The organism is Rhodoferax sp. MLSD5-FHT05B10 (assembly GCF_058793415.1).
Map to the genome: position 1 here is coordinate 107,797 of NZ_JBXAFT010000001.1, position 23,534 is coordinate 131,330.

Below are 23,534 nucleotides of genomic sequence, written 5' to 3' on the forward strand. Positions count from 1 at the left end.
ATGCCCACCATCAAAATCCTGCCGCATCCGGAATACTGCCCGCAAGGAGCCGAGATTTCCGCGCCTGCGGGCACGTCCATTTGCGAAGCCCTGCTGGAAAACCAGATTCCGATCGAGCATGCCTGTGACATGAGCTGCGCCTGCACCACCTGTCACGTCATCGTGCGCGAGGGCTTTTCTTCCCTCAATGCGCTGGACGAAAACGAGGAGGATCTGCTGGACCGCGCCTGGGGTCTGGAGCCCAACTCCCGCTTGAGCTGCCAGGCGTTCCTGGCGCAAAAGGACCTGGTGGTGGAAATACCCAAATACACCATCAACCATGCTAAAGAGAACCACTGACCATGCGCCAGATCATTTTGGACACGGAAACCACCGGCTTCTACTTTGACAAGGATGACCGGCTGGTGGAGATCGGTTGCGTGGAGCTGGTCAACCGCAAGCTGACAGGCAACAACTTCCACGTGTACCTGAATCCGGGGCGCGACAGCGATGAGGGTGCGTTGCGGGTGCACGGCCTGACCACCGAGTTCCTGCGCGACAAACCCGTTTTTTCTGCAGTCGTGGATGATCTGCTGTCCTATGTGCGGGATGCTGAGATCATCATCCACAACGCGCCGTTTGACCTGGGGTTTCTGGATAAGGAGCTGTCCCTGCTGGGGCGCCCCCGGTTCAAGGAGCATGTGTCCGGTGTCATCGACACACTCGTCATGGCCAAGGAGATGTTCCCTGGCAAGCGCAACAGCCTGGACGCCTTGTGCGACCGGCTGGAGGTCGACAACTCGGGCCGCACCCTGCATGGTGCCTTGCTGGATGCGGAGTTGCTGGCCGACGTCTACATCAACCTGACGCGGGGGCAGGACGCGCTCCTGATGGATGTGGCCTCATCCGAGGATGCGGGCGGGCTGGTTGCTGTCGAGGTGGACCTGAGCGGATTGGTGCTGCCGGTGCTGGAGGCCAATGCCCAGGAACTGTCGGCGCACGAAGAGGTGATGGCCCAGATGGATAAATCCAGCAGCGGAAAAACGTTGTGGCGCAAAATCACCTGAAACTTATTGTATAATTCAAGGCTATTCTGAATACATATTCAGGGCGGTTAGCTCAGGGGTAGAGCACTGCATTCACACTGCAGGGGTCACAAGTTCGAAACTTGTACTGCCCACCAATTTATTGGTCATGAAAAAGGACTTGCGAAGACTCGCAAGTCCTTTTTTTTTGTCATGTGCGCGCCAAAGGCCCCCGGGTGAAACACGATAAGCTTGCCCCTTATGCCGCGCCCCGTTCCCTCAACCGCAACTTCGCTTTTGCCTCGGCTGTCCATTCGCACTTGGCTGCTGCTGCTGGCTTTGGCGTTCGTGCTCCCGATGGGCGCCATACTGTTTCGCTACCTGGTGATTTGGGAAGAGCTGGACTCGCGCGCAGTGGCATACGCGAAAATCAAAATTATGGCCGACGCCAGCGTTGGCCAAATCGAGCTGCTGTTGCGCGACCAGGAAGCGGCATTGGCCGTCGTTGCCACGGAGTTTCGCGGCAGCCCACCCACCCATTCCCGTTATTTCCATCCGAAGCAGTTCATGGAACTGCACCCGCAGTTCACCAACCTCACGGTGCATGACGTGCACCTCAACACGATCTATTCATATCTGCCGTATCCCCCGGCGACCGATGCGCAGCGCCTGTTTCCCTGGCAACGGGAGGCGTCGCGCAGTGACGCGTTTGTCGTGGGGGATGCGATCTGGGGGCCGTTGAGTGGCAAATGGATTACCGTGCTGACCTACCCCGTCCGCAATGCGGTCGGCGAGCGCTCCGGGTTTGTCAGTGCTTCCATCGATTTGCTGTGGCTGAGCGAACGGCTGCTGGGCTCGGTGCCCAAGAGCACGGCGCTTGCGGTTGTCGACCGGCAGGGGAAATTCATGTGGCGATCGACGGATCCGGGAGTATGGATGGGCAAGGCCGGGCCTGCTGCCTTCAAGAGAGTGTTCGAGGGGCGGCGCGAAGGGTTTGCCACCCTGGTCGGCGTGGACGGGGTGGAGCGTATGGTGGCATTCGTGACCGTTCCCAGCACCGGCTGGCGGGTGGTGGCGGGGGTTCCGGAAGTGGAGGCCATGGCGGCCTACCGGGCACTGCGCAACCAGGGGCTGGCGATTGGTCTGGTGCTGCTGCTGCTGGTGCTGATGCTGGCCTGGCGCATTGCTTCGGTGATTTCCAGGCCGGTGCGGGCGCTTGCGGAGACCTCGGTGCGTGTGGCCGAGGGGGACACCACGGCGCGTGCCCGCCTTGCCGGTCCCACCGAGCTGGAAGCCGTTGCCCGGCAGTTCAACCACATGCTCGACGCCCGTACCCAGGTGGAGGCGGCGCTGCGTGACAGCGAGACGCGCTGGCGGTTTGCGCTGGAAGGCGCGGGGGACGGAGTATGGGACTGGAACGTGGTCACAGGGGCGATTTTCTACTCTGCCCGCTGCATGGAGATGCTGGGGTACTCCGAGGGTGATTTCCCTCCCGCGTTGGAGGCATGGTTCGCGCGCGTCCATCCGCGGGACTTGCCGGCCATATCGGCGAGCATCCGTGAGCATCTCGATGGCCGTGCTCCGACTTTCCTGAAGGAGTACCGCATGCGCTGCAAGGACGGCAGCTACAAATGGATCGAGATACGCGGTCTGGTGGTGGAGCGCACCCTGCGCGGGCGGCCATTGCGCATGGTGGGCACACATACCGACATTACTGAACGCAGGCGCATGCAACAGCAGCAGCGGATCGACCAGATGGCCCAGCGCGATGCCCTGGTGCGGGAGGTGCATCACCGCATCAACAACAACCTGCAGGGCATCATTGGCATACTGCGGGAGTTCGGACGCCAGCACCCCGAGGCGGCAGAGCCGGTTTCGCAGGTGGTGGGCCAGGTGCAGAGCGTGGCGGTGATCCACGGCTTGCAGGGCAGAACATCGTCCGGCCAGGTGCGCCTGTGCGAACTGACACTGGCTGTTGCGTCGGGTATTGATTCGCTGTGGAGTGCCGCCATTGCGGTGGACATTCCGGATCCCCGCAACGCCATTCTGGTGGCGCAGGACGAGGCCGTGCCGGTAGCCCTGGTCCTCAACGAGCTGATTCTCAATGCCGTGAAACACGGAGACCCATCCCTGGGGGGTGTCAAAGTCAGCATGCAGGACACGAACGAACCATGCACCGTCCGCATAGACATCGTCAATGGTGGGCGGTGGCAGCCCAGCGGGGAAGGGGCCCATGCCGGCCTGCAGCTGGTGGAGACCCTCATGCCCCGTCATGGCGCTAAACTGCTGCGCGAAGTGCGCGGTGACTGCATTTGCACCACGCTGGAACTAAGCCCACCTGTTTTGTACCTTGAGGGCGTTGAATCAACATGAACAGACCCCATTCCGAATTTGCCTCCCCGCATTTGTTGCTCGTCGAAGACGACCGGCTGATCTTGTCGTCCCTGGCCAGCGGCCTGCGTCGGGCAGGCTACCAGGTGACCACTGCCGATTCGCAGGAAGATGCGGAGGCATTCCTTGCCGGCGGTGTTCGGCCGGATCTGGCCATACTGGATGTGCACATGCCGGACGGGGATGGACTGCAGCTGGCGCAGCGGCTGCGCGAGCTTGAGCAGATCCCGTTCATCATGCTCAGTGCCTACAGCGATGCACCGACCGTGGACAAGGCCACCGCGCAGGGCGCCCTGGGTTACCTGGTCAAGCCGCTGGACGTTCACCAACTGGTACCCAGTATTGAAGCGGCGCTGGTCCGTGCCGGTGAATTGCGTAACCTGAAAACCACGGGCAACCAGTTGCAAAATGCGCTGGATACCGAACGCGCGGTCAGTGTGGCTGTGGGTATCACCATGGTGCAGTACCGTCTCGGCCGGGACGCCGCATTCAAGCTGTTGCGGGATTCGGCGCGCTCCCAGCGTCGCAAGCTGGCTGAGGTGGCAAGTGACCTGATCCGCTCAATTGAGACGCTTCATGGAACTTGATAGGCGTTTATCCCGCCTGTTTTGACTTTATTCTTTGGTATAAGTACGCACGACGGTCAACATCCGTGATCCCGATGCTTGACTTTCCCTGAGGCCCTGAACATGCCTCGTTGATTTATCCCTATGCCGCGTAGCGGCGTGGAAACTTTGACGAAACGCCCGCGTCTGGCGCGGGTGAGGCTGTTCATGTTCAGATTCGCCAGATCCTTTCAATTGCTGACAGCACCTGCCTTGCGGGGGGCGTGCGCATGCTGAGCCTTGCCCGGTCCTGGCGTGTCTGGGTGCGGCTGCACTACCTGCAGTTCCCCATTGGCAAGCGTCTGGGTGCCATGATGGGTCTGGCGGCTGCCGTGTCGGTGCTGCTGGCCGGCATGGGCATTGCGGGGCTGGCGGCATCCAACGAAAGCCTGCGCTCGGTGTACGAGGACCGCATGGTTCCCGTGCGCGAGCTCTCCCGGATTCACGCGCTCTTTCTTTCCAACAGGCTGATTCTGCAGTCGGCACTCAGCGCGGTGCACACCGAAGCGGGGCCGTCGGGTGTCTCCGTTCTGGTCATGGACCGTAACACTGCCCAGTTGGCGGCGGAGTCGATCAACCGCAATATCCAGGCCATCAATGACCTGTGGCAGGCCTACGCCAGCAAGACCCTGGCGCAGCAGGAGGCCGCACAGTCTGCGCGTTTCGAGCAAGTTCGCCAGCGCTACCTGGAAGACGCATTGGTGCCTGCGGTTGTGGCGTTGCGTGCCAATAACCACCCGCTCACCCTGCGCGCTGCCGAGCAAGGGCGGGTACATTTTGAGGTGCTGGCACCGCAACTGGAGCATCTCATCGACCTGCAGTTCGCGCTGGCCGATGCCGGTTACCAGGTGGGCGTTGAACGCTACCGAAATACCCGGTTATGGGCTCTGGTGGCGCTGGCTGTCTCCATGCTGACCATGAGTGGGCTGGGCTGGATGCTGATTCGTTCCATCGTGCGCCCCCTGGAGCGGGTGATCAATACGTTCCGGCAAATCTCGTTGGGTCATTACGACACGCAGATCCCGATCGAAGGCAGCGACGAAATCAGCAAGGTCATGCAGGCGCTGCAGGCCATGCAAACCAAGCTGGGCTCCCACGAAAATGCCATTCACCAGCTGGCCTTTTACGACCCGTTGACCAACCTGCCCAACCGCCGCTTGCTGCGTGACCGCCTGCAACTGGCACTGGGCGCCAGCGCCCGCAGCCAGACGTATGGCGCCATTTTGATGATTGACCTGGACGGTTTCAAGATCATCAACGACACCCAGGGGCATGGCGTGGGTGATGACCTGCTGGTCGAGATGGCACAGCGCCTCAAGAGTTGCCTGCGCCAGGCAGATACGGTGGCCCGCCTGGGGGGAGACGAGTTCGTGGTCATGCTGGTGAACCTGGGGCCGGACGCCAACCAGGCCGCCATCCACGCCGAAGGGATCGGCGAGAAAATCCTGCAGACCATCGTGCAACCCTGCCGGCTGGGCCAGCAGTCGCACCAGAGTTCCGCCAGCATTGGCATTACCCTGTTCGTGGACCAGAGCGCCACCATCGACGAACTGCTCAAGCGCGCCGATCTGGCCATGTACCAGGCCAAGAACAATGGCCGCAACACCCAGCGGTTCTTTGATCCCCGTATCCAGGCCGCGCTCGAGGCCCGCCTGAGCCTGGAGCTCGAATTGCGCCATGCCTTGCCCCAAGGACAGCTGGAACTGTATTACCAGGTACAGGTCGACAGCGAGCGAGACGTGTTGGGAGCTGAGGTGCTGCTGCGCTGGCGCCACCCGACGCGCGGCATGGTAGGGCCGGCCGATTTCATTCCCATTGCCGAGGAGTCCGGCCTGATCGTTCCCATTGGCGAGTGGGTTCTGCGCGGCGCCTGTGAGCAGCTCAAACGCTGGGAAAACAACCCGCTGACCGAACACTGGACACTGAGTGTGAACGTGAGTGCGCTCCAGTTCCGGCAGGCCGATTTTGTGCCGATGGTGCGGCGTCTGCTGGAGCAAACCGGCATTAATACACGGCGCCTGAAGCTGGAGCTCACCGAGAGTCTGGTGCTCGACAACGTGGACGATACGGTTCTCAAGATGAAGCTGCTCAACCAGCGGGGCATCCAATTCGCCATGGATGACTTCGGCACGGGGCACTCGTCCCTGTCGCAACTGAACCAGTTGCCCATATCCCAGCTCAAGATTGACCGCAGCTTTGTTGCCCATATGGCCAGCAGCCGCAATGACGCGGTGATTGTCCAGACCATCATTGGCATGGCCCGCAACCTGCACCTGAATGTGATTGCCGAAGGCGTGGAAACCGAGGAGCAGCGCGTGCTGCTGGAGCAGTTTGGCTGCCCCGCCTACCAGGGTTACCTGGCGGGACGCCCCATGCCGTTGAATGATTTTGTAGAACTGGCCCGCAGAAAGGCCAGTGTCCCAGCCTGAGAACCCCCCGAGGAGACTAAACCATGAACCAGTTCAAAATATCGACCCGTTTGGCCATCCTGATCGGAGCCATGTCACTGCTTTTGGTTGTCATTGGCGGAATTGGCCTGCTGGGCATCAGCAAATCCAATGAAGCGATGCAGTCCGTCTACGAAGACCGTTTGGTGGTCGTCGCCAAAATCAGTGAAATCCAGCGCCTGCTGTTGCGAAACCGATTGAATATTGCAATTTCGATCATCACGCCCACACCAGAAACGATTACGCCGAGCATGGTCGAGATGGACGCCAATATCGCGACCATCACCAAGATATGGGACTCTTATATGGCAACCGGCCTGGATCCCGAAGAAGAAAAGCTGGCCAAGGATTTCCTGGAAAACCGGAAAAAATTTGTACAGCAGGGGCTTATTCCTGCCGGCGTTGCCTTGCGCGCAAACAACATCCCGGAGGCCAATCGGGTGGTCGTTGAGTCGATCAGGCCTTTGTATGTTCCGGTGAATAACGGAATTGAAGCCCTGATGAAGTACCAGCTCGACCACGGCAAGCTGGATTACGACGCATCCATGGCACGTTACGCCCTGATCCGCAATATTTCCATCGGATCGATCGTTGCGGGACTCATTTTTGCCATCTGGTTTGGTACTTCGCTGGTGCGGGGTATCACGCGCTCCATGAACCAGGCGGTGGATGCCTCCAATGCCGTCGCCGCCGGCGACCTGAGCCAGCCGATTCAGCTGGGGGGCAAGGACGAGGTGGGGCTGCTGCTCAACGCGCTGGCCGCCATGCAGACCAGCCTGATTAATGTGGTGTCCCATGTCCGTTCAGGGTCAGAAGGGGTTGCCACAGCCAGCTCGCAGATCGCGTCCGGCAACAACGATCTGGCCGCCCGCACCGAGAATCAGGCCAGCGCGCTGGAGGAAACGGCGGCTTCCATGGAGGAACTGAGTGCCACGGTCAAGCAAAACGCCGACAGCGCCCGCCAGGCCAACCAGCTGGCCATGAGTGCCAGCACCGTTGCGGTCAAAGGCGGTGAGGTGGTGGCCCAGGTGGTCGAGACCATGAAGGGCATCAACGATTCGTCCAAGAAGATTGCCGACATCATCAGCGTGATCGACGGCATTGCCTTCCAGACCAACATCCTGGCCCTGAACGCCGCGGTGGAGGCTGCGCGTGCCGGTGAGCAAGGCCGCGGCTTTGCCGTGGTGGCCAGTGAAGTGCGTTCCCTGGCAGGGCGTTCGGCCGAGGCGGCCAAGGAAATCAAGAACCTGATCGGGGCCAGCGTGGACCGCGTGGAGCACGGCACGGCGCTGGTGGACCAGGCGGGTACCACCATGTCGGAAGTGGTGAGTTCCATCCGGCGGGTGACCGATCTCATGGGCGAAATCAGCGCGGCCAGCAACGAGCAATCGGCTGGCGTATCCCAGGTGGGCGAAGCCATTGTGCAAATGGACCAGGTCACCCAGCAGAATGCCGCCTTGGTGGAAGAGATGGCGTCGGCCGCTTCCAGCCTCAATTCCCAGGCCCAGGACCTGGTGGCCACGGTGGCCGTGTTCAAGCTGCGTCCGGGCGATGCGCCCGTGAGCCCGCCGGCCGCAAGTGCCGCACCGGCGCGCACGCCCGCAGTCCAGCACGTGCCCGCCAAGCTGCCCCGGGTGCCGTCAGCCGCGAAGGCTCCCCAACCGCCCAAGCAACCCCGGGCGGTTGTGGCACAGGTTGCACATGGCAAGAGCGATGACGAGGAGTGGACCAGCTTTTGAGCGCGGGCAGTTCCTGACACCCTACCGCAGCCCAGCCGAGACAACAAAGCAGTTTGATCCGTTCGCCGTATTCCGTCCGAAGCGCCATGCCTAACCGTACACCCCATCACCACCCGTACCAAAGCGCCATTGGCTGGACTCTGCTGGTTCTTGCACTGCCCTTGCTGTGGTGGGTTTCACACCCTGCACGGCATGCGGCCGTCGATCCGGTCCTGTTCGTGTTTCTGCACAGCGTGTCGGAATTGTTCGCGGTGGTAGTGTCCTTGCTTGTTTTCGTTACCGGCTACCGCGCGATCCTGTCGGTTCGCAAGGCGGCGGTGGTGTTGCTGGGCATTGCGTTTCTGGGGGTGGGGCTGCTCGATTTCCTGCACGCCTTGAGTTATGTTGGCATGCCCGACGCCATCACGGGCAACTCGTCGCAGAAGTCCATTTTTTTCTGGCTCGCAGCGCGGCTGCTCGCTGCCGTCGCGTTGCTGATCTATGCCGGGCTGCCGGCCATTCCTGACGTCAGCAACCTGCGCAAGCGATTGGCGCTGGTGCTGATGCTGGGCCTGGTAGGGGTCGTGGCGTACGTGGGTCTGGTCTGGCCGGACCAGGTACCGGCCCTGTTTGTCGAGGGACAGGGGTTGACGCCCCTGAAGATTGCCATCGAATGGCTGATCATTGCGCTTAACGTGTTGGCACTGGCGGTCTATTGGCTCCGTCGCCGGGCGTTGGAGCGCGAATGCGTCATGGCACTGAGTTTCTGTGTGGCCCTGTCGGCCACATCGGAGCTGTTTTTCACCATGCTGGGGGTGGTCGACAAGGATGGCGCCAATGTGATTGGCCATTTCTACAAGATTGCGGCCTACCTGTATTTGTTTCACGCGACTTTCAACGAGGCGTTGCGCCGTCCGTTTGAGCGGCTCAACATCCAGCATCTGCGCGAAAAGCAGGTGCTGGATGCGGCTCCCGATGGGGTCTTGTGGGTGAACCAGGAGGGGCGAATCCTGATGGTGAATCCGGCCATGGAAGCCCTCTGTGGCTATCCGGCGCAGGAGTTGGTCGGGCAAAACGTGGACATTTTTTTGCCTTCCCATCTGCGCACCCAGCACGCCCAACACATCCGGAGCTACTTCAGTGCGCCCCAGACCCGTGCCATGGGGAACATGGACCTCAAGCTGCTGCGCCAGGATGGGCGCGCGGTGTCGGTGGATATTTCCCTCGGGCATTGGGAGGAGGACAACGAGCAGCATGCCATTGCGTATGTCCGCGATCTGACCGAACGCAAGGGGTTTGAAGAGTCGCTTCGCCACCGCGCCATGCATGACCAGCTCACCGGGCTGCCCAACCGCTGGCTGTTCCACGTCCAGTTGAACCAGGCGCTGGCCCAGGCCAAGCGCAACAAGCGCCCGGTAGCGGTGCTGTTTCTGGACCTGGACGATTTCAAGACCGTGAACGATGGTTTTGGTCACCTGGTGGGTGACGAACTGCTGGCCCAGGTGGGGCGGCGTTTGCGCGGAGCATTGCGCGAGCACGACATGCTGGCGCGTCTGGGCGGGGACGAATTTGCCGTCCTGCTCTCCGACATGGAGAACGCCGATGAAGCCATCGGTGTGGCCGAAAATCTGTTGGTGGCAATGGACACCCCCTACCGCCTGCTGGACCAGGAGGTGTACGCCGGTGGCAGCATCGGGCTGGCGTTTTATCCGGATGACACACAGGACGGAGAAAACCTGCTGCGTTACGCCGATATGGCGATGTACCAGGCCAAGCGCACCGGACGGGGCAGCTATGCCTGCTACTCGACGCAGCTTGACCAGAAGGCCCATGAAAACATGCAGCTGCATGTGCGCCTGAAGGAGTCCATCCACCGGGGGCAGTTGAAGCTCTTCTACCAACCCCAGGTGGACGTGGTCAGTGGCGACATCGTGGGGGTTGAGGCCCTGCTGCGCTGGCACGATGCGGTTTTGGGTGATGTGCCGCCGTCACGGTTCATCCCGATGGCGGAAGCCACCGGCTTGATCCTGCCGCTGTCGGATTGGGTGTTGGAGACCGCGTGTCAGCAGATTGCGGCATGGGAGCGCAACGGCACACCCCTGCGTGTCGCCGTCAATTTCTCGGCCCACCAGTTTCGCCAGGGTAATGTGGCGAACAAGGTGCGCGAAGCCTTGGTTCGCGCGGGCGCCCACGCGCAATGGCTGGAGGTGGAAATCACCGAATCAATTGCCATGGAGCAACCGGTGCTGGCACGCGAACAGCTTGATGCCCTGGTTGCGTTGGGGTGTTCAGTGGCGCTGGATGATTTCGGAACCGGTTATTCCTCGCTGGCCTACCTCAAGGCCTTGCCGGTATCCGTGCTCAAGATCGACCGGGGGTTCATCAAGGATATTCCCCATGGCCACAACGACGTGAAAATTTCCCGATCGATCATCGCCTTGGCGCACAGCCTGGATATGACGCTGGTGGCGGAAGGGGTTGAAACCCCCGAGCAGCTGGCGTTCTTGCGCGCCCATGGCTGCGAGGTCTACCAGGGCTGGTTTTTTGCCAAGGCCATGGGCGCGTCCGACGTGGACGAACTCCTGCAGGTTCCCCGATCTACGCTGTCTGTGTGACGTAGTGCAGCACCAGCTTGTCGTGCTGGGTGAGGTCTTTAAACGCCAGTCCTACGTAGAAAGACGGGTCGGTGCCGCCCTGGTTGTTGTGGCAGATGCGTCCGGCCAGGGTTAGCTGCACGGGCGCATTGTCCACTGTCACCGACATGCGCAGTGTGATCGTTTCGCCGATGGCGGCCAGCCCGGTAGGCGCCTTGATCATGCCCCCGGCGGTGCTCAGGTCCACCAGCGTGACGTCCAGGGGCTCGGTGGCCGGAGACGCCGCAGCGTTGCCGTTGACGTGTACGGTGGTGGGCCAGGATATCTTGGTGCGCATGGACCGGCGTACCAGTCGGGCATCCACCTGGGCTGGGTAGGCCAGTAGGGCATAGGCAAACGGTTTCTCGAACGTCTGCAACACCTTGCTCAGGAACGAAAATTCGTGCTGGCCGGTGAAGCCGCGCACGACGCAGACTTCGCCTTCGCCCAGTCCGGTTTGGGCTCCATCAGGTCCAGTTGGGCCAACCATCACGCCCTTGCCTTCGATGGCGCCAAAGAATTGGGCTTCCTTCTTGCTGGCACCCTCCACGAGGCGGCGGGTTTGCAGCGCCATGCCGGTGCGCAGTTTCAGGGCTTTCAGGGGGAGTTTCTCAACGACGGAATGGCTGTTTTCTTCGGGTTGCATGTTGTATTTTTATGGGGCTACGGAGGCCAATTTATCAGAACTGTAGGGCACGTTTGGTTGTTGAACGTTGCGCTGGATCAGGGGTGGGTTTGTCCTAATAAAAAACATTGTTTTCTAATAAAACAACGTTGTAATATAGGGCGACCGGCCCCGCAGCGGCGGGACCAAGGGGTATCTGTGGAATGAAAAACGTCTGACCATGCGAATGTTTGCGAAATTGTGTTGCGTGCTGCTGTGCAGCTTGGCGGTGAGCGCATGCCAGAAAGCGCCTTCACCCCCGGGGAGTGCGGACCTGCGTGTCGCCGAGCTGGCGGTGCCGGATGAGCCGCAGCTGGCGCAGAAGTACGCGCGGGCGTGCCAGACCTGCCACTCCAGCCGTGCCAGCACTGCACCGCTCACCGGGTTTGTACCGGATTGGCAGGTGCGCTTGCAGCAGGGCTTGCCTACCTTGGTGACCCATGCCCGGGAGGGATACAAGGCAATGCCACCACGCGGGTATTGCAATGATTGTTCCGACCAGGATTTGGAGGCTCTCATTGTTTTCATGTCGTCAACCCAACGCGCCAAGGAGTAGCTATGCGTGATCTATCTCGTCGCAAGGTCTTGCAAGCGGGCACCGTCGCGGTGGTGGCGCCGGTACTGGCCCCGCGGGCACACGCCGCCGTGTCGGTTGCAGCAGAGCCGTCCGGCACCCTCGGGGCCCGTACGGCCGGTGCGCCCACGGTGGCGTGGCAAAACTGGTCGGGCAGCAGCCAGGCGCAGGCGCAGGCGCTGCAGACACCAGCGGACACGGCGGGTGTGCAACAGCTGCTGCGTGCTACGCCCGGACCGGTGCGCTGTGTGGGCGCCGGGCATTCGTTTACTCCGCTGGTGCCCACGGAGGGCACCATTGTTTCGCTGGACCGCCTGGCGGGCCTGACGGGGCACGACAAGACCGCGATGACGGCGACCTTCTGGGCCGGCACCCGGCTGGCGCAACTCTCACGCGAGCTGGACAAGCTGGACCTGGGGCTGCGCAACCTGCCGGATATCGATGCCCAGTCTTTTGCGGGAGCTATCAGCACTGCGACCCACGGCACGGGCGCCGAGTTGCCCGCGTTGCACGCCGACGTGCAGGTGCTGCAGCTGGTAACGGCCAAGGGTGACGTGGTGGAGTGCAGCAAAACCCGCCAGCCCGATCTGTTTTCGGCGGCCAAAGTCTCCCTGGGGTGCCTGGGCGTCATCACCCAGGCCACCAGCACGGTGCTGCCCGCTTACCGCCTGCAGCGCCGGGTGTGGTTGAAGCCGGTGGAGGAATTGCTGGAAGCCGCCCCGGCACTGGCGCAGCAGCATCGCCATTTCGAGTTTTACTACCTGCCCTTTACCGGCTATGCGGCGGCCATCACCCACGACCTGTACACGGGAACCGAAGTGCTGCGCCCAGACGCCGCAGACGAGGACATGCTGCGCGATCTGCGCCGTCTGCGCGATTGGGTGGGGCGTTTTCCGGACTTGCGCCGCTGGGTCGCCCAAAAGCTCATCGATCCGGCGCAGACCGAACTGGCGCAGGACCGCTCGTGGAAGCTGCTGTCCACCCAACGGCCCACCAAGTTCAACGAGTCCGAGTGCCATGTCCCCCGTGAGTTGGGCATTGCCTGTGTGCGCGAAGTCATCCGGACACTGGAACGCCGCAACGATGTGTTCTTCCCCATGGAGTTCCGCTTCATCAAGGGCGACGACGCCTGGCTCAGCCCGTTTTACCAGCGCGACAGTTGTTCCATTGCCGTGCATGCCGCGGCCGGCGAGCCTTACGACTACCTGGTCCGTGACATTGCCCCGGTGTTTCGCAAGTTCAACGGGCGGCCGCACTGGGGCAAGTTGCATGGCCATACGGCGGCGGATTTGCCCGGTCTGTATCCGCGCTGGAAGGATTTCTTGGCCGTGCGGGCCCAACTGGATCCGACGGGGCGCTTTTTGAACCCCCACCTGCGCAGCCTGTTTGGCCTGCCAGCGACCCACTGAATATTTTCACCCGGACAGGAGGAGACTGGCATGGCACACATCACACGCAGAGCGCTTCTGGGCAGCGCCGGTTTGGGGCTGCTGGCCTGGGGCGCCCGCCCAGGCCCCACGGGGGCGCCGCATGACACCTACTTCAGCAACCTGTCCCAGGCGCTCAAGCGTGCGGGCATTGGAACGCCCACGCTGGTGATCGATCGCCAACGCCTGCATGCCAACGTGAACCAGATCCTGCGCAACATAGCAGGGCGCATGCAGTTGCGCGTGGTGGCCAAGTCGCTGCCCAGCATGGCCTTGCTTCATGACGTTCTGACGCTGACAAAGACCGATCGCCTGATGGTGTTCAGTCTGCCCCAGTTGCTGCAGCTGGCACCCGATAGGGCCGACACCCTGCTGGGCAAGCCCATGCCGGTGGCCGCGGCGGCGCAGTTCTACCGGCAGGTGCCGGGGAATCCGGCGGACCAGAAGGTGCAGTGGTTGGTGGACACGCCGCAGCGCCTGGCGCAGTACCGGGATCTGGCCCGGCAGCAGCAACTTTCCCTGGCGGTCAATTTCGAGATCGATGTCGGGTTGCACCGGGGGGGCATTGACAGCGCCCAGAGCCTGCAGGACATGCTCGCCATCCTGCAGTCCGAGCCTCGCTTGCGCTGGTCCGGCCTGATGGGGTACGACGCCCACGTTGCCAAGATCCCCGATGTGGCAGGCCTGCGCCAGAAGGCCATGGACCATGCACGACAGACTTACGCCGCCTATGCACAACAGGTGCAGGCGGCGCTTGGCAACGCGGTGGGGTCGGCCACCTTCAATGCCGGCGGGTCCCCGACCTACCGGCTGTACGACGGTTCGGGCGTCGAGAACGAATTGTCGGTGGGCTCGGCCATGGTCAAGGGGCTGGATTTTGACACCCCGCTGTTGGCTGATCTGCAGGCGGCCACCTTTATTGCCACGCCGGTCTTGAAGGTGCCCGGCCAGTTCCGCATGCCGTATGGTGTGGAGGTCCTGGGCGACGCGGCCCGCATATGGGACCGCAACCAGGAGCAAGCCTACTTCATCTACGGCGGAAACTGGCTGGCAGAGCCGGTGTCTCCCGCAGGCCTTGCCGGCAGCGGCTTGTATGGCACCTCTTCCAACCAGCAGGTACTGGTGGGGTCGGGCTTGCAGCAGTTGCAGGTGGACGACATGGTGTTTTTCCGTCCGCGTCAAAGTGAAGCGGTATTGCAGCAGTTTGGTGACATTGCGGTGTACGAAGATGGCAAAATAAGCCAATTCTGGAAACCCATGGCCGCGACGGCCTGATCTTCCGGATCACCACCACCCAGCATGTCCCGAACCCAGAGCAATATTCAACAACGCAAGGCGCGCGAGGCCGAAGCACGGCGTGAACATATTTTTGCGGTGGTGAAGGCGCTCATCAAGAAGGGCGGGGCGCGCGAGGTCACCATCCGCAAGGTGGCGCAGGAGGCGGGCTTCTCCACAACGGTGGTGTATTCCCTGTTTCACGACAAGGCTACGCTGATAACACGCGCCATGGACGCCGATTTGCTGGAACTGGTGGGCTCCATGAAAAAAGGCGCCGCCGGCGGCACCGGGCCGTTGCAGCGTCTGCGGCTGGCGGGATACGCCTACATGCGGTTCGGGATGGAGCGCCCGGACGAGTACGCCCTGGTATTCATGGAGCCGCGTCCCCATGCGCCCGTGGAAGCGGCCGAGGTTGAGCATGGCAATGTCGACCAGGATCCCTATGCTTTCGCCTTCAGTTTGTTGCAGGCCGTGGCGGTGGACGAGCTGGGGTATGCGCTGCAGGACGGGGCTCTGTCCGAGGCGGACGCCGCCACCGTGCACCTGATGACGCAGGTCTTCTGGCAGGGCCTGCACGGCATGGTGTCCCTGGGCATCGTGATGGGGGAGGACGATGTCTGGGCGCCATTCATTGCGCCGCAGACCAATGCCGAGGCCTTGCTGGACGTCCTGATCGCCGGCATCACCCAGCGGTTCCGCCGTCCAGGCGCCTGAGCAGACCTATTGCGGGAGCGCGCGGACCCATTTCACAATGGAGTCCACCATGGGGGCAACCGCCTGGGGGTCCTTGATGTCACCGGCCAGCACATGCTGCCCCTTGCTGTGGCTGTAGCGGACCACTTCGATGGCCTTGGCGGGTGAGCCCATGCGCGCGAAGGCTGCCTGGGTTTCTGCCGGGTCAACGGTCTCGTCTTGCGCGCTGTACAGCATCAGCACCGGGGTCTGGAAGCGCGACAGATCGCTCTCGCGCACGGATTTGACCAGGGCCATCATCGGAAACAGGGCCCGGGTCGGGTAGCGGGGCGTCCAGGCGTTGGCTTCGCGGGCATCCTCGGGTGTCCAGCCCCGGGTTTCCCCTTCAAGCGCCAATGCAATGCGTTGACCCCAGGGGCCGTTGATGATTTCCGAACGCTTGTCCTTGGGGCCAAAGTTGGGCGAGATGAAGGCATGCGCCGCTACCGTGTGGCCTTCGGGACTCAGCGCCAGCCAGGTGGCCAGGGTGGAACCCGTGGAACAGCTGATCAACAGCACCCGCTCGCCCAGCGTGTGACCAATTTGCACGGCTTCCACGGCATCGGCCATCCAGTCCTGCGCGCTGGCGTCACCCATGGCCGGTCCCGGCAGGCCATGGCCCGTCAGGCGGGTGTGGAATGCGTTGGCGCCCAGGGCCTTGGCAACCTGGTCGGCCACCGGGGCCGTCTCCAGCCGGCTTGCCGAGAAGCCGTGGAGATAGACCACGGCCCAGGGCGTGCGCTGATGGGCCGGTGTGGCCCACACAATGCCTTTGGCCGTGCCGGGCTTGATGTCGGCGTGGGTTGCCTCGCTGGCTTGCAGCCACCCGTCCAACGCGGTGATGTCGTGGGGCGGCAGAGGGCGCTGGGTGGGAACCTGGGGCCCTAGGGCATTGCGGGGGCCGGCCAGATAGATCGCTGCCACCAGTGCAACGATGGTCGCCAGAACCACCGCCACGCGCCGCCATGGCCGACGCGTCGGAGAGGAAGGATTTGTGCCGGAAAGAGGGTGTTCCATAAGGTCTTGGTCGGTTGAAATCTGGCTAAGATGGTACACGGGAGGTACGCCGCGCAGCGGCCCCATTCAAGGAGTTGGACATGGAACAGCGTAAGGCAGCGTGGATCGTGGTGGCCTGTGTGGGTTGGGGGCTGTCGGCCTGTGCCCGGATCAACGATGCCGGCATGGCCGTTTTTTCCAGCACGGTGCACGCGATCGCCATCGTCAACGGCCAGCTGTTGCAAGGGGATATGCAGCTGTATCCGGACCGTACCGGGGTCCTGACCCTGCGCTCCGGTGCCGACGTGAACAGCACCGCGGCCGAGCCGTCACCGGGTCTGGCTCCGGCTCCCCTGCCTGCCAAAGGTGTGGTGGCGAGTTGCATGGGGCGCATGCGCTACACCGCCACCACCACCGGCACCGTCGACCTGCGCTGCAACGACGGCGTCACGACCGATCTGCTGGTCACCCTGCTGGGCGAGACCCGTGGCTATGGCCAGGGTGCCACCGGCTCGGGCGACGCCAGCCTGGTGTTCGGCATGGCGCCGACCGAGGCACGGGCCCACCTGCTGTTGCCGCCCAATCGGCAACTGGTGGAGCGCGCCGAGACGCCCTACCTGGAACTGAAGTGATTCCCGGGCGCGCAGGCCACAGTGGCTGAGCCGGTGGATTGCGTTGTCGTCGGCGCCGGCGTGGTCGGTCTGGCGGTGGCGCGCGCGCTGGCGCTGGCCGGGCGCGAGGTGCTGGTACTGGAGGCCTGCGAGGCCATCGGCACGCAGACCAGTGCGCGCAACAGCGAAGTCATCCACGCCGGCATCTACTACGCCGCCGGCTCCCTCAAGGCCCGGCTGTGCGTGCGCGGCAAGGCCTTGCTGTACGACTACTGCGCGCAGCGGGGCGTGGCCCACCGGCGCTGCGGCAAATTCATTGTGGCGACCACGCCGGGCCAGGTGGCGCAGCTGCAGTCCATCCGCGAGCGGGCCGCGGCCAACGGGGTGACGGACCTGGTGCTGCTGGACGCCGCCCAGGCGCGGGCCCTGGAGCCCGCCCTGCAGTGCCTGACCGCGCTGCATTCGCCGTCCACCGGCATTGTCGACAGCCATGCGCTGATGCTGGCCCTGCAGGGTGACCTGGAGCGCGCCGGTGGCGTTGTGGCATTGAATGCGCCGTTGGACACCGCAGAATGTGCGCAGGATGCTATTGATTTAAGAGCGGCTGACGGCACCTGCCTGAGCGCCCGAACCGTGGTCAACGCGGCGGGGGTGGGGGCACCGGCGCTGGCGGCCCGCTTTGCCGGGCTGGATGCGCGCCATGTGCCGCAGGCGTATTTCGCCAAGGGCAACTACTTCACCCTGGCCGGGCGCGCGCCGTTTGCCCGGCTGATCTACCCCGTGCCCGAGGCGGCCGGGCTGGGCGTGCACCTGACGCTGGACCTGGGGGGCCAGGCCCGTTTTGGCCCGGATGTGCAGTGGGTGGACCGGCCGGACGACCTGCACGTGCAGCCTGAACGCGGGGACGCGTTCTATGCCGAGATCCGCAAATACTGGCCGGCCCTGCCCGACGGGGCGCTGCAGCCGGCCTACGCCGGCATGCGGCCCAAGATCAGCGGCCCTGACGAGCCGGCACGCGACTTCTGCATCCAGGGCCCGCAGGACCATGGCGTGCGGGGGCTGGTCAACCTGTTCGGCATCGAATCGCCGGGGCTCACCAGCGCGCTGGCCATCGGCGAGTGGGTGGTGAGTTTGCTATCAAAACAATAGCTGTCTGCGCGGTGCGTACGCCGATCAGCGGCCCTTTTTTGCCATATTCTTGATCGCCAGCGCTGCGTCTTTTACCAGTTGTGGCCCCTGGTAAATCAGGCCGGTGTAGATCTGCACCACGTCGGCGCCGGCCCGGATCTTGGAGACCGCGTCCTGCGCGCTCAGGATGCCGCCCACACCGATGATGGGAAACCGGGGGCCCAGGGCCGCGCGCAGTTGCGTGATCACCCTGTTGCTGGCCTCCAGTACCGGTGCACCGGACAGGCCGCCGGTCTCTTCGGCGTGCGCCATGCCTTTGACCGCCTCGCGGCTCAGGGTGGTGTTGGTGGCCACCACGCCGTCCATGCCGTGGCGCACCAGCGTGGCGGCAATCACCGCCACCTGGGCTTCATCCAGATCGGGGGCGATCTTCACGAAGATGGGAATGCGCTTGCCGTGCTGCTGTTGCAGGGCCTCGCGCCGCGTGGCGATGGCGCCCAGCAGCGCGTCCAGCGCCTCGTCGCTTTGCAGGGCGCGCAGGTTCTTGGTGTTGGGGCTGGAGATGTTGACCGTGACGTAGTCGGCGTGCGGGTAGACGCCGTCCAGGCACAGCAGGTAGTCATCGGTGGCGTTTTCGATGGGCGTGGCAGCGTTCTTGCCGATGTTCAGGCCCAGCAGCAGGGACGGGTTCTTCTGGCGGCGCAGGGCGGATTGCTGCACATTGGCCACAAAGGCGTCCAGCCCGTCGTTGTTGAAGCCCAGCCGGTTGATCAGCGCGCGGGCCTGGGGCAGGCGGAACATGCGCGGCTTGGGGTTGCCGGGCTGCGCCTTGGGCGTGACCGTGCCCACCTCCACAAAGCCAAAGCCCATGGCGCCCAGGCCGTCAATGCAGCGGGCGTTCTTGTCCAGCCCGGCGGCCATGCCCACCCGGTTGGGAAAATGCAGGCCGGCCAGTTCAATCGGGTCGTCCACCCGGTCGGCGCAATAGGCCAGCTTGAGCGGGTTGCCCTGGGTGGCTGCCAGGCCGGCCATGGTGAGGTCATGGGCCACTTCGGGGTCCAGACTGAACAAAAAGCGACGGGCCAGGCCATAGGGAACGAGAGACATTGGATAATTCCTGCAGTAATTCTTCAACTACCCGGATTGTCCCCGATGACCACCCCCTCCAGCACCCCAGCCCTTACCCAAGACGAACTCAAGACCCTGGTCGGCCAGGCGGCCCTGCAGTATGTGGTGCCGGGAGACATCGTGGGCGTGGGCACCGGCTCCACCGTCAACAAGTTCATCGACGCGCTGGCCACCATGAAGGTCCAGATCAAGGGCGCCGTCTCCAGTTCGGTCGCCAGCACCGAGCGCCTGCAGGCCCTGGGCATTCCGGTGTTCGACTCGAATGCGGTGCCCCGCCTGTCGGTCTACATCGACGGCGCCGACGAGATCGACGGCCACGGCAACATGGTCAAGGGCGGCGGTGCCGCGCTGACCCGCGAGAAGATCGTGGCGGCGCAGTCCGACAAGTTCGTCTGCATTGCCGACGAATCCAAGCTGGTGCAGACGCTGGGCAAGTTTCCCCTGCCGGTGGAAGTGATCCCCATGGCCACGCAGCGCGTCATCGCCCAGTTTGCGGCCAAGGGCGGCAGCGCCACAATTCGCCAGAAAGACGGCCAGCCCCTGGTGACCGACAACGGGCAGTACATCGTGGACGTCACCGGCCTGCAAATCACCGATCCGCTGGCGTTTGAAGCCGAGGTGAGCCAGTGGCCCGGCGTGGTGACGGTGGGCGTCTTTGCCTTTCAGCGCGCCCAGGTGTGCCTGCTGGGCACGGCCAGCGGTGTGAAGACGCTGACCTTCTGAATTTCCGCATCGGCGCACAAGGGCAGGGCATGGCCGTTCATCTCACCGAAGTCCTGACGCTGTCCAACGCGCAGACGGCCATCGAGGCGGCGGCCACGGTGGCGTTTGCACTCTCGGGTCTCATGGCTGCGGCCCGCAAGCGGCTGGATGCGGTGGGCGTGTGCGTGGTGGCGTGGCTGGCGGCCTTTGGGGGCGGCACGCTGCGCGACATTCTGCTGGACCGGCGCCCTTTCTTCTGGGTGCAGCATGCGGCGTGGTTGTGGGTGCTGCTGGCTCTGTGCCTGGCGGCCATGGCGTTCCTGCGCGCCCGGCATTTCGAACCCACGGAGCGCGCCATGCTGTGGCCCGATGCGCTGGGCCTGGGCCTGTTCACGGCCGGCGGCACGCAGATTGCGCTGGACGCCTCCCTGCCGGCCATCGCGGCCGTGCTCATGGGCATGGTGACGGCCGTGTTTGGCGGCGTGATGCGCGACATTGTCTGCAATGAGATTCCGCGTGCCTTTCGCGACCACCAGCCGTATGCCGTGTGTGCGTTTGCCGGTGGCTGGGTCATGGTGGTGGCGCAGGCTGGGGGCATGCCGCAGTGGGGCAGCCTGGTGCTGGCCGCTGCGGTGGCTACCGTGCTGCGGCTGCTGGCCGTGCAGTGGAACTGGCGGCTGCCGGAGTGGCAGTCCGGTGCGTCGGACCGCCATTAGCGCCTGGGGTCTTAGAACGTAATGCCGGCCGGGTTGCTCGGGTTGGGACCGGGCGCGGGCGCGGTTTCTGCCGGTGCCTGGGGTTTGGGTTCGGCTTTTTGGGCCACGGGTTTCTGCACGTTGACCAGCGGCGTGGGGGCCGCATTCTTGTACGTGGCCGGCAGGAGCGAGGTCTTGGGGTAGCCGGCGGCATCCAGGTACTGCGTCCACTCCCCGTCGGAGAAGCCCTTGATGCGCTGGCCGCCGATGCTCACGTAGGGCAGGGTGTTGTCGCCAACCAGGCGCTGCAGGTAGTCGCTGTCTTCGGGGGTGACCACGGTGCGCTCGCTGAACGGCACGCCACGCCCGGACAGCAGGGCGCGGCCGCTGTCGCAGGGCGCGCATTTGGGCGCGGTGTACAGGGTGACCGGGTACTTGGCCACGATCTGGCGCAGTTCGAAGGGCAGAGCCGCGTTGGCGGCGGCACCGCTGGCGCCCACGCCGGTGCCGGCAATCTTGCCCTGCTCGGCGCTCACGGGGGGCTTGTCGGAAAACGTGACCTTGCCGTCGGCGCCGACGATGCGGTAAATCATCTGGGCCTGTGCCCCGGCGGCGCAGGCCAGCGCGGCACTGGCCAGCAGCAAGGCGAAGGTGTGGTTTTTCATGGTCGTGTTTTCCATCGCGTGTCTCATGTGTTGCGGGTCAGTCCCATCGGTTACGCGGCCATGCTCTGGTGGCGCAGGAGCGCGTCCAGCGACGGTTCGCGGCCCCGAAAGGCCTTGAACGACTCCATGGCCGGGCGGCTGCCGCCGGCTTCCAGAATGGCCTGGCGGTATTTTCTACCGGTTTCCACGCTGGGGGTTCCATCGGGGGCGGCGGTTTCCTCAAAAGCCGCGTAGGCGTCGGCGCTGAGCACTTCGGCCCATTTGTAGCTGTAGTAGCCGGCCGCATACCCGCCGGCAAAAATATGGCTGAAGGTGTGGGCGGTGCGGCTCCACTCGGGAGGCTGCAGCACGGCCACTTCCTGGCGCACCTGCTGCAGCAGGGGCATGAAGTCCTGCTGCGGGTCGTGCGCCGTGTGCAGCAGCATGTCAAAGAGCGAGAACTCGATCTGGCGCAGCGTCTGCATGCCGCTCTGGAAATTCTTGGCCGCCAGCATCTTGTCGAACAGGGCGCGGGGTAGGGGTTCACCGGTTTCGGCATGGGCCGTCATGTGCTCCAGCACGCTCCACTCCCAGCAGAAGTTCTCCATGAACTGGCTGGGCAACTCCACGGCATCCCACTCCACGCCGCTGATGCCCGACACGTCGTGCTCGTTGACCTGCGTGAGCATGTGGTGCAGGCCGTGGCCGAACTCGTGGAACAGGGTGGTGACGTCGTCGTGCGAGAGCAGGGCGGGTTTCTTGACGCCGTTGACTTCCACGCCATCGGCGAAGTTGCACACCAGGTGGGCCACCGGGGTCTGCAGTTCGGCGGTGTCGGGGCGCAGCCAGCGTGCGCGCACGTCGTCCATCCAGGCGCCGCCGCGCTTGCCGGCGCGGGCGGTGGGGTCCAGGTAGAACTGGCCCACCAACTGCGTGCCCGCCGGGCCGGTGCGCTCGATGCGGTAGAAGGCCACGCCGGGGTTCCAGACTGGCGCCGTGTCGGGGCGGATGGCCACGTCAAACAGGGTCTCGGCAATCTTGAACAGGCCGGCCAGCACCTTGGGGGTCGTGAAGTACTGCTTGACCTCCTGCTCGCTGAAGGCGTAGCGCGCTTCCTTGAGTTTCTCGCTGACATACGGCCAGTCCCAGGGCTGCGGGTCGGCCAGGTTGAGCTGTTCGCGCGCGAAGGTGCGCAGGTCGGCCAGGTCTTTCTCGGCGAAGGGGCGGGCCTTGTGCGCCAGGTCGCGCAGGAAGGTGATGACCGCCTCGGGCGAGGAGGCCATCTTGGGCACCAGCGACAGCGCGCCGAAGTGGGGGTAGCCCAGCAGCCGCGCCTCTTCCTGGCGCAGCGCCAGGATGTCGCGGATGCCCTGCGAGTTGTCGAACTTCTGCGCCGCGGCATCGGCCTGGTCCGAAGCCCGGGTCACGTAGGCGCGGTAGAGCGTGGCGCGCAGCGCGCTGCTGTGCGCGAACTGCATCACCGGCAGGTAGCAGGGCATCTTGAGGCTGAGCTTGTAGCCGTCCTTGCCTTCGGCCTGGGCGGCGGCGCGGGTGGCCTGCAGCACATCGTCGGGCACGCCGGCCATCTCGGCGGCGGTGGCGTAGTAGCTGAAGGCGTCGGTCGCGTCCAGCGTGTTTTCGCTGAACTTCTGGCTCAGGTTGGCCTGCTGCTCCTGGATGGCGGCAAAGCGCTCGCGCTGGGCGCCCTGCAGTTCGGCGCCCCCCAGCACAAAGTTGCGCATGGCATTCTTGTGGGCCTGACGCTGCTCGGCGTTCAGGGTGGCGGGGTCAATGGCCTTGTACTTGGCGTACAGGCGCTCGTCGGCGCCCAGGCGGGTCCAGAACTCGGTGACCTTGGGCAGGGCCGCGTTGTAGGCGGCCCGCAGTTCGGGGGTGTCGGCCACGCTGTTGAGGTGGCTGACGGCGCCCCAGGCCCGGCCCAGCTTTTCGGTGGCGACGTCCAGCTCGCGCGCAATGGCATTCCATTGCGCCGGGAAGCCGGGCGCGGTGACCGTCTCCAGCGCTGCATCGGCCTGCGCCAGCAGGGCGTCCACGGCGGGCGCCACATGCTCCGGGCGAATCTGGTCAAACAGGGGCAGGGGGGCGGCGCTCAGCAGGGGGTTCATGGATGGTGCGGTAGAAAAAACGTGCGGGTGT

The 23,534-nt window shown here is 63.9% G+C and carries 20 protein-coding genes and 1 tRNA gene; 16 read left to right on the plus strand and 5 right to left on the minus strand.

All coding sequences use genetic code 11. The annotated features are described in order from the left end of the window. The 8 genes from fdx (at nt 1) to AC1Q5W_RS00540 (ending at nt 10,780) form a co-directional block, all read left to right on the plus strand. Entirely contained in the window at nt 1–339 is a 339-nt protein-coding gene (fdx, locus tag AC1Q5W_RS00505; RefSeq protein WP_492645768.1) for an ISC system 2Fe-2S type ferredoxin, read from the plus strand. Between the two features lie 2 nt (nt 340–341). After that, nucleotides 342–1,046, plus strand: a complete 705-nt coding sequence (dnaQ, locus tag AC1Q5W_RS00510; RefSeq protein ID WP_492645769.1) for a DNA polymerase III subunit epsilon — start codon at nt 342–344, stop codon at nt 1,044–1,046. A gap of 41 nt (nt 1,047–1,087) precedes the next feature. Beyond that, a tRNA-Val gene (locus AC1Q5W_RS00515) sits at nt 1,088–1,162 on the plus strand. A 199-nt stretch (nt 1,163–1,361) separates the two neighbouring features. Next, the gene (locus AC1Q5W_RS00520; RefSeq protein WP_492645770.1) at nt 1,362–3,377 is read left to right on the plus strand and encodes a sensor histidine kinase; all 2,016 of its coding nucleotides are present in this window, start codon (nt 1,362–1,364) and stop codon (nt 3,375–3,377) included. Next, the gene (locus AC1Q5W_RS00525) at nt 3,374–3,982 is read left to right on the plus strand and encodes an ANTAR domain-containing response regulator (protein WP_492645771.1); all 609 of its coding nucleotides are present in this window, start codon (nt 3,374–3,376) and stop codon (nt 3,980–3,982) included. The genes AC1Q5W_RS00520 and AC1Q5W_RS00525 overlap by 4 nt, the downstream gene beginning before the upstream one ends. A gap of 248 nt (nt 3,983–4,230) precedes the next feature. Further along, nucleotides 4,231–6,429, plus strand: coding sequence for a putative bifunctional diguanylate cyclase/phosphodiesterase (locus tag AC1Q5W_RS00530; protein ID WP_492645772.1), 2,199 nt, complete (start codon nt 4,231–4,233; stop codon nt 6,427–6,429). A gap of 23 nt (nt 6,430–6,452) precedes the next feature. Beyond that, nucleotides 6,453–8,186 (plus strand): methyl-accepting chemotaxis protein, encoded by a 1,734-nt coding sequence (locus tag AC1Q5W_RS00535; protein ID WP_492645773.1) that lies wholly within the window; start codon nt 6,453–6,455, stop codon nt 8,184–8,186. Between the two features lie 86 nt (nt 8,187–8,272). Further along, on the plus strand, nt 8,273–10,780 hold the full coding sequence (locus AC1Q5W_RS00540; protein ID WP_492645774.1) for a bifunctional diguanylate cyclase/phosphodiesterase: 2,508 nt from the start codon (nt 8,273–8,275) through the stop codon (nt 10,778–10,780). Here the strand turns inward: AC1Q5W_RS00540 and AC1Q5W_RS00545 are convergent. Next, nucleotides 10,764–11,444 (minus strand): PilZ domain-containing protein, encoded by a 681-nt coding sequence (locus tag AC1Q5W_RS00545; protein ID WP_492645775.1) that lies wholly within the window; start codon nt 11,442–11,444, stop codon nt 10,764–10,766. The two genes, AC1Q5W_RS00540 and AC1Q5W_RS00545, sit on opposite strands and share 17 nt — an antisense overlap. 205 nt (nt 11,445–11,649) lie before the next feature. On the opposite strand from AC1Q5W_RS00545, the gene AC1Q5W_RS00550 reads away from it, so the two are divergent. From AC1Q5W_RS00550 to AC1Q5W_RS00565, 4 genes are read left to right on the plus strand one after another with little or no spacing between them, the layout of a single operon-like run. Beyond that, nucleotides 11,650–12,018 carry a c-type cytochrome gene (locus AC1Q5W_RS00550; protein ID WP_492645776.1) on the plus strand — a complete coding sequence of 123 codons (369 nt, stop codon included), beginning with the start codon at nt 11,650–11,652 and terminating at the stop codon, nt 12,016–12,018. A gap of 2 nt (nt 12,019–12,020) precedes the next feature. Continuing rightward, the gene (locus tag AC1Q5W_RS00555; RefSeq protein WP_492645777.1) at nt 12,021–13,445 is read left to right on the plus strand and encodes a D-arabinono-1,4-lactone oxidase; all 1,425 of its coding nucleotides are present in this window, start codon (nt 12,021–12,023) and stop codon (nt 13,443–13,445) included. A gap of 30 nt (nt 13,446–13,475) precedes the next feature. Continuing rightward, the gene (locus AC1Q5W_RS00560) at nt 13,476–14,738 is read left to right on the plus strand and encodes an alanine racemase (RefSeq protein WP_492645778.1); all 1,263 of its coding nucleotides are present in this window, start codon (nt 13,476–13,478) and stop codon (nt 14,736–14,738) included. Nucleotides 14,739–14,762: 24 nt separating this feature from the next. After that, the gene (locus AC1Q5W_RS00565) at nt 14,763–15,455 is read left to right on the plus strand and encodes a TetR/AcrR family transcriptional regulator (RefSeq protein WP_492645779.1); all 693 of its coding nucleotides are present in this window, start codon (nt 14,763–14,765) and stop codon (nt 15,453–15,455) included. A 6-nt stretch (nt 15,456–15,461) separates the two neighbouring features. Here AC1Q5W_RS00565 and AC1Q5W_RS00570 read toward each other — a convergent pair whose 3' ends face one another. Next, entirely contained in the window at nt 15,462–16,430 is a 969-nt protein-coding gene (locus AC1Q5W_RS00570; protein WP_492703995.1) for an alpha/beta hydrolase, read from the minus strand. A gap of 140 nt (nt 16,431–16,570) precedes the next feature. Between AC1Q5W_RS00570 and AC1Q5W_RS00575 the strand changes: the two genes are divergently transcribed. Both AC1Q5W_RS00575 and AC1Q5W_RS00580 read left to right on the plus strand, forming a co-directional pair. Further along, complete coding sequence (locus tag AC1Q5W_RS00575) at nt 16,571–17,101, plus strand: hypothetical protein (RefSeq protein ID WP_492645781.1); 531 nt, start codon at nt 16,571–16,573, stop codon at nt 17,099–17,101. A 21-nt stretch (nt 17,102–17,122) separates the two neighbouring features. Next, entirely contained in the window at nt 17,123–18,229 is a 1,107-nt protein-coding gene (locus AC1Q5W_RS00580) for an NAD(P)/FAD-dependent oxidoreductase (RefSeq protein WP_492645782.1), read from the plus strand. Between the two features lie 24 nt (nt 18,230–18,253). On the opposite strand, the gene AC1Q5W_RS00585 is transcribed toward AC1Q5W_RS00580, so the two are convergent. Beyond that, a complete protein-coding gene (locus AC1Q5W_RS00585) occupies nt 18,254–19,315 on the minus strand; it encodes a quinone-dependent dihydroorotate dehydrogenase (RefSeq protein WP_492645783.1) in 1,062 nt (353 codons plus the stop codon). 45 nt (nt 19,316–19,360) lie between these two features. Between AC1Q5W_RS00585 and rpiA the strand changes: the two genes are divergently transcribed. Together rpiA and AC1Q5W_RS00595 are read left to right on the plus strand one after the other, a co-directional pair. Beyond that, nucleotides 19,361–20,059, plus strand: a complete 699-nt coding sequence (rpiA, locus tag AC1Q5W_RS00590) for a ribose-5-phosphate isomerase RpiA (protein WP_492645784.1) — start codon at nt 19,361–19,363, stop codon at nt 20,057–20,059. A 29-nt stretch (nt 20,060–20,088) separates the two neighbouring features. After that, nucleotides 20,089–20,754, plus strand: coding sequence for a trimeric intracellular cation channel family protein (locus AC1Q5W_RS00595; protein WP_492645785.1), 666 nt, complete (start codon nt 20,089–20,091; stop codon nt 20,752–20,754). Nucleotides 20,755–20,765: 11 nt separating this feature from the next. Here the strand turns inward: AC1Q5W_RS00595 and AC1Q5W_RS00600 are convergent, their stop codons facing one another. Both AC1Q5W_RS00600 and AC1Q5W_RS00605 read right to left on the minus strand, forming a co-directional pair. Next, on the minus strand, nt 20,766–21,398 hold the full coding sequence (locus AC1Q5W_RS00600; protein ID WP_492645786.1) for a glutaredoxin family protein: 633 nt from the start codon (nt 21,396–21,398) through the stop codon (nt 20,766–20,768). Nucleotides 21,399–21,448: 50 nt separating this feature from the next. Next, a complete protein-coding gene (locus AC1Q5W_RS00605) occupies nt 21,449–23,503 on the minus strand; it encodes a M3 family metallopeptidase (protein ID WP_492645787.1) in 2,055 nt (684 codons plus the stop codon). Between the last annotated feature and the right edge of the window lie 31 nt (nt 23,504–23,534).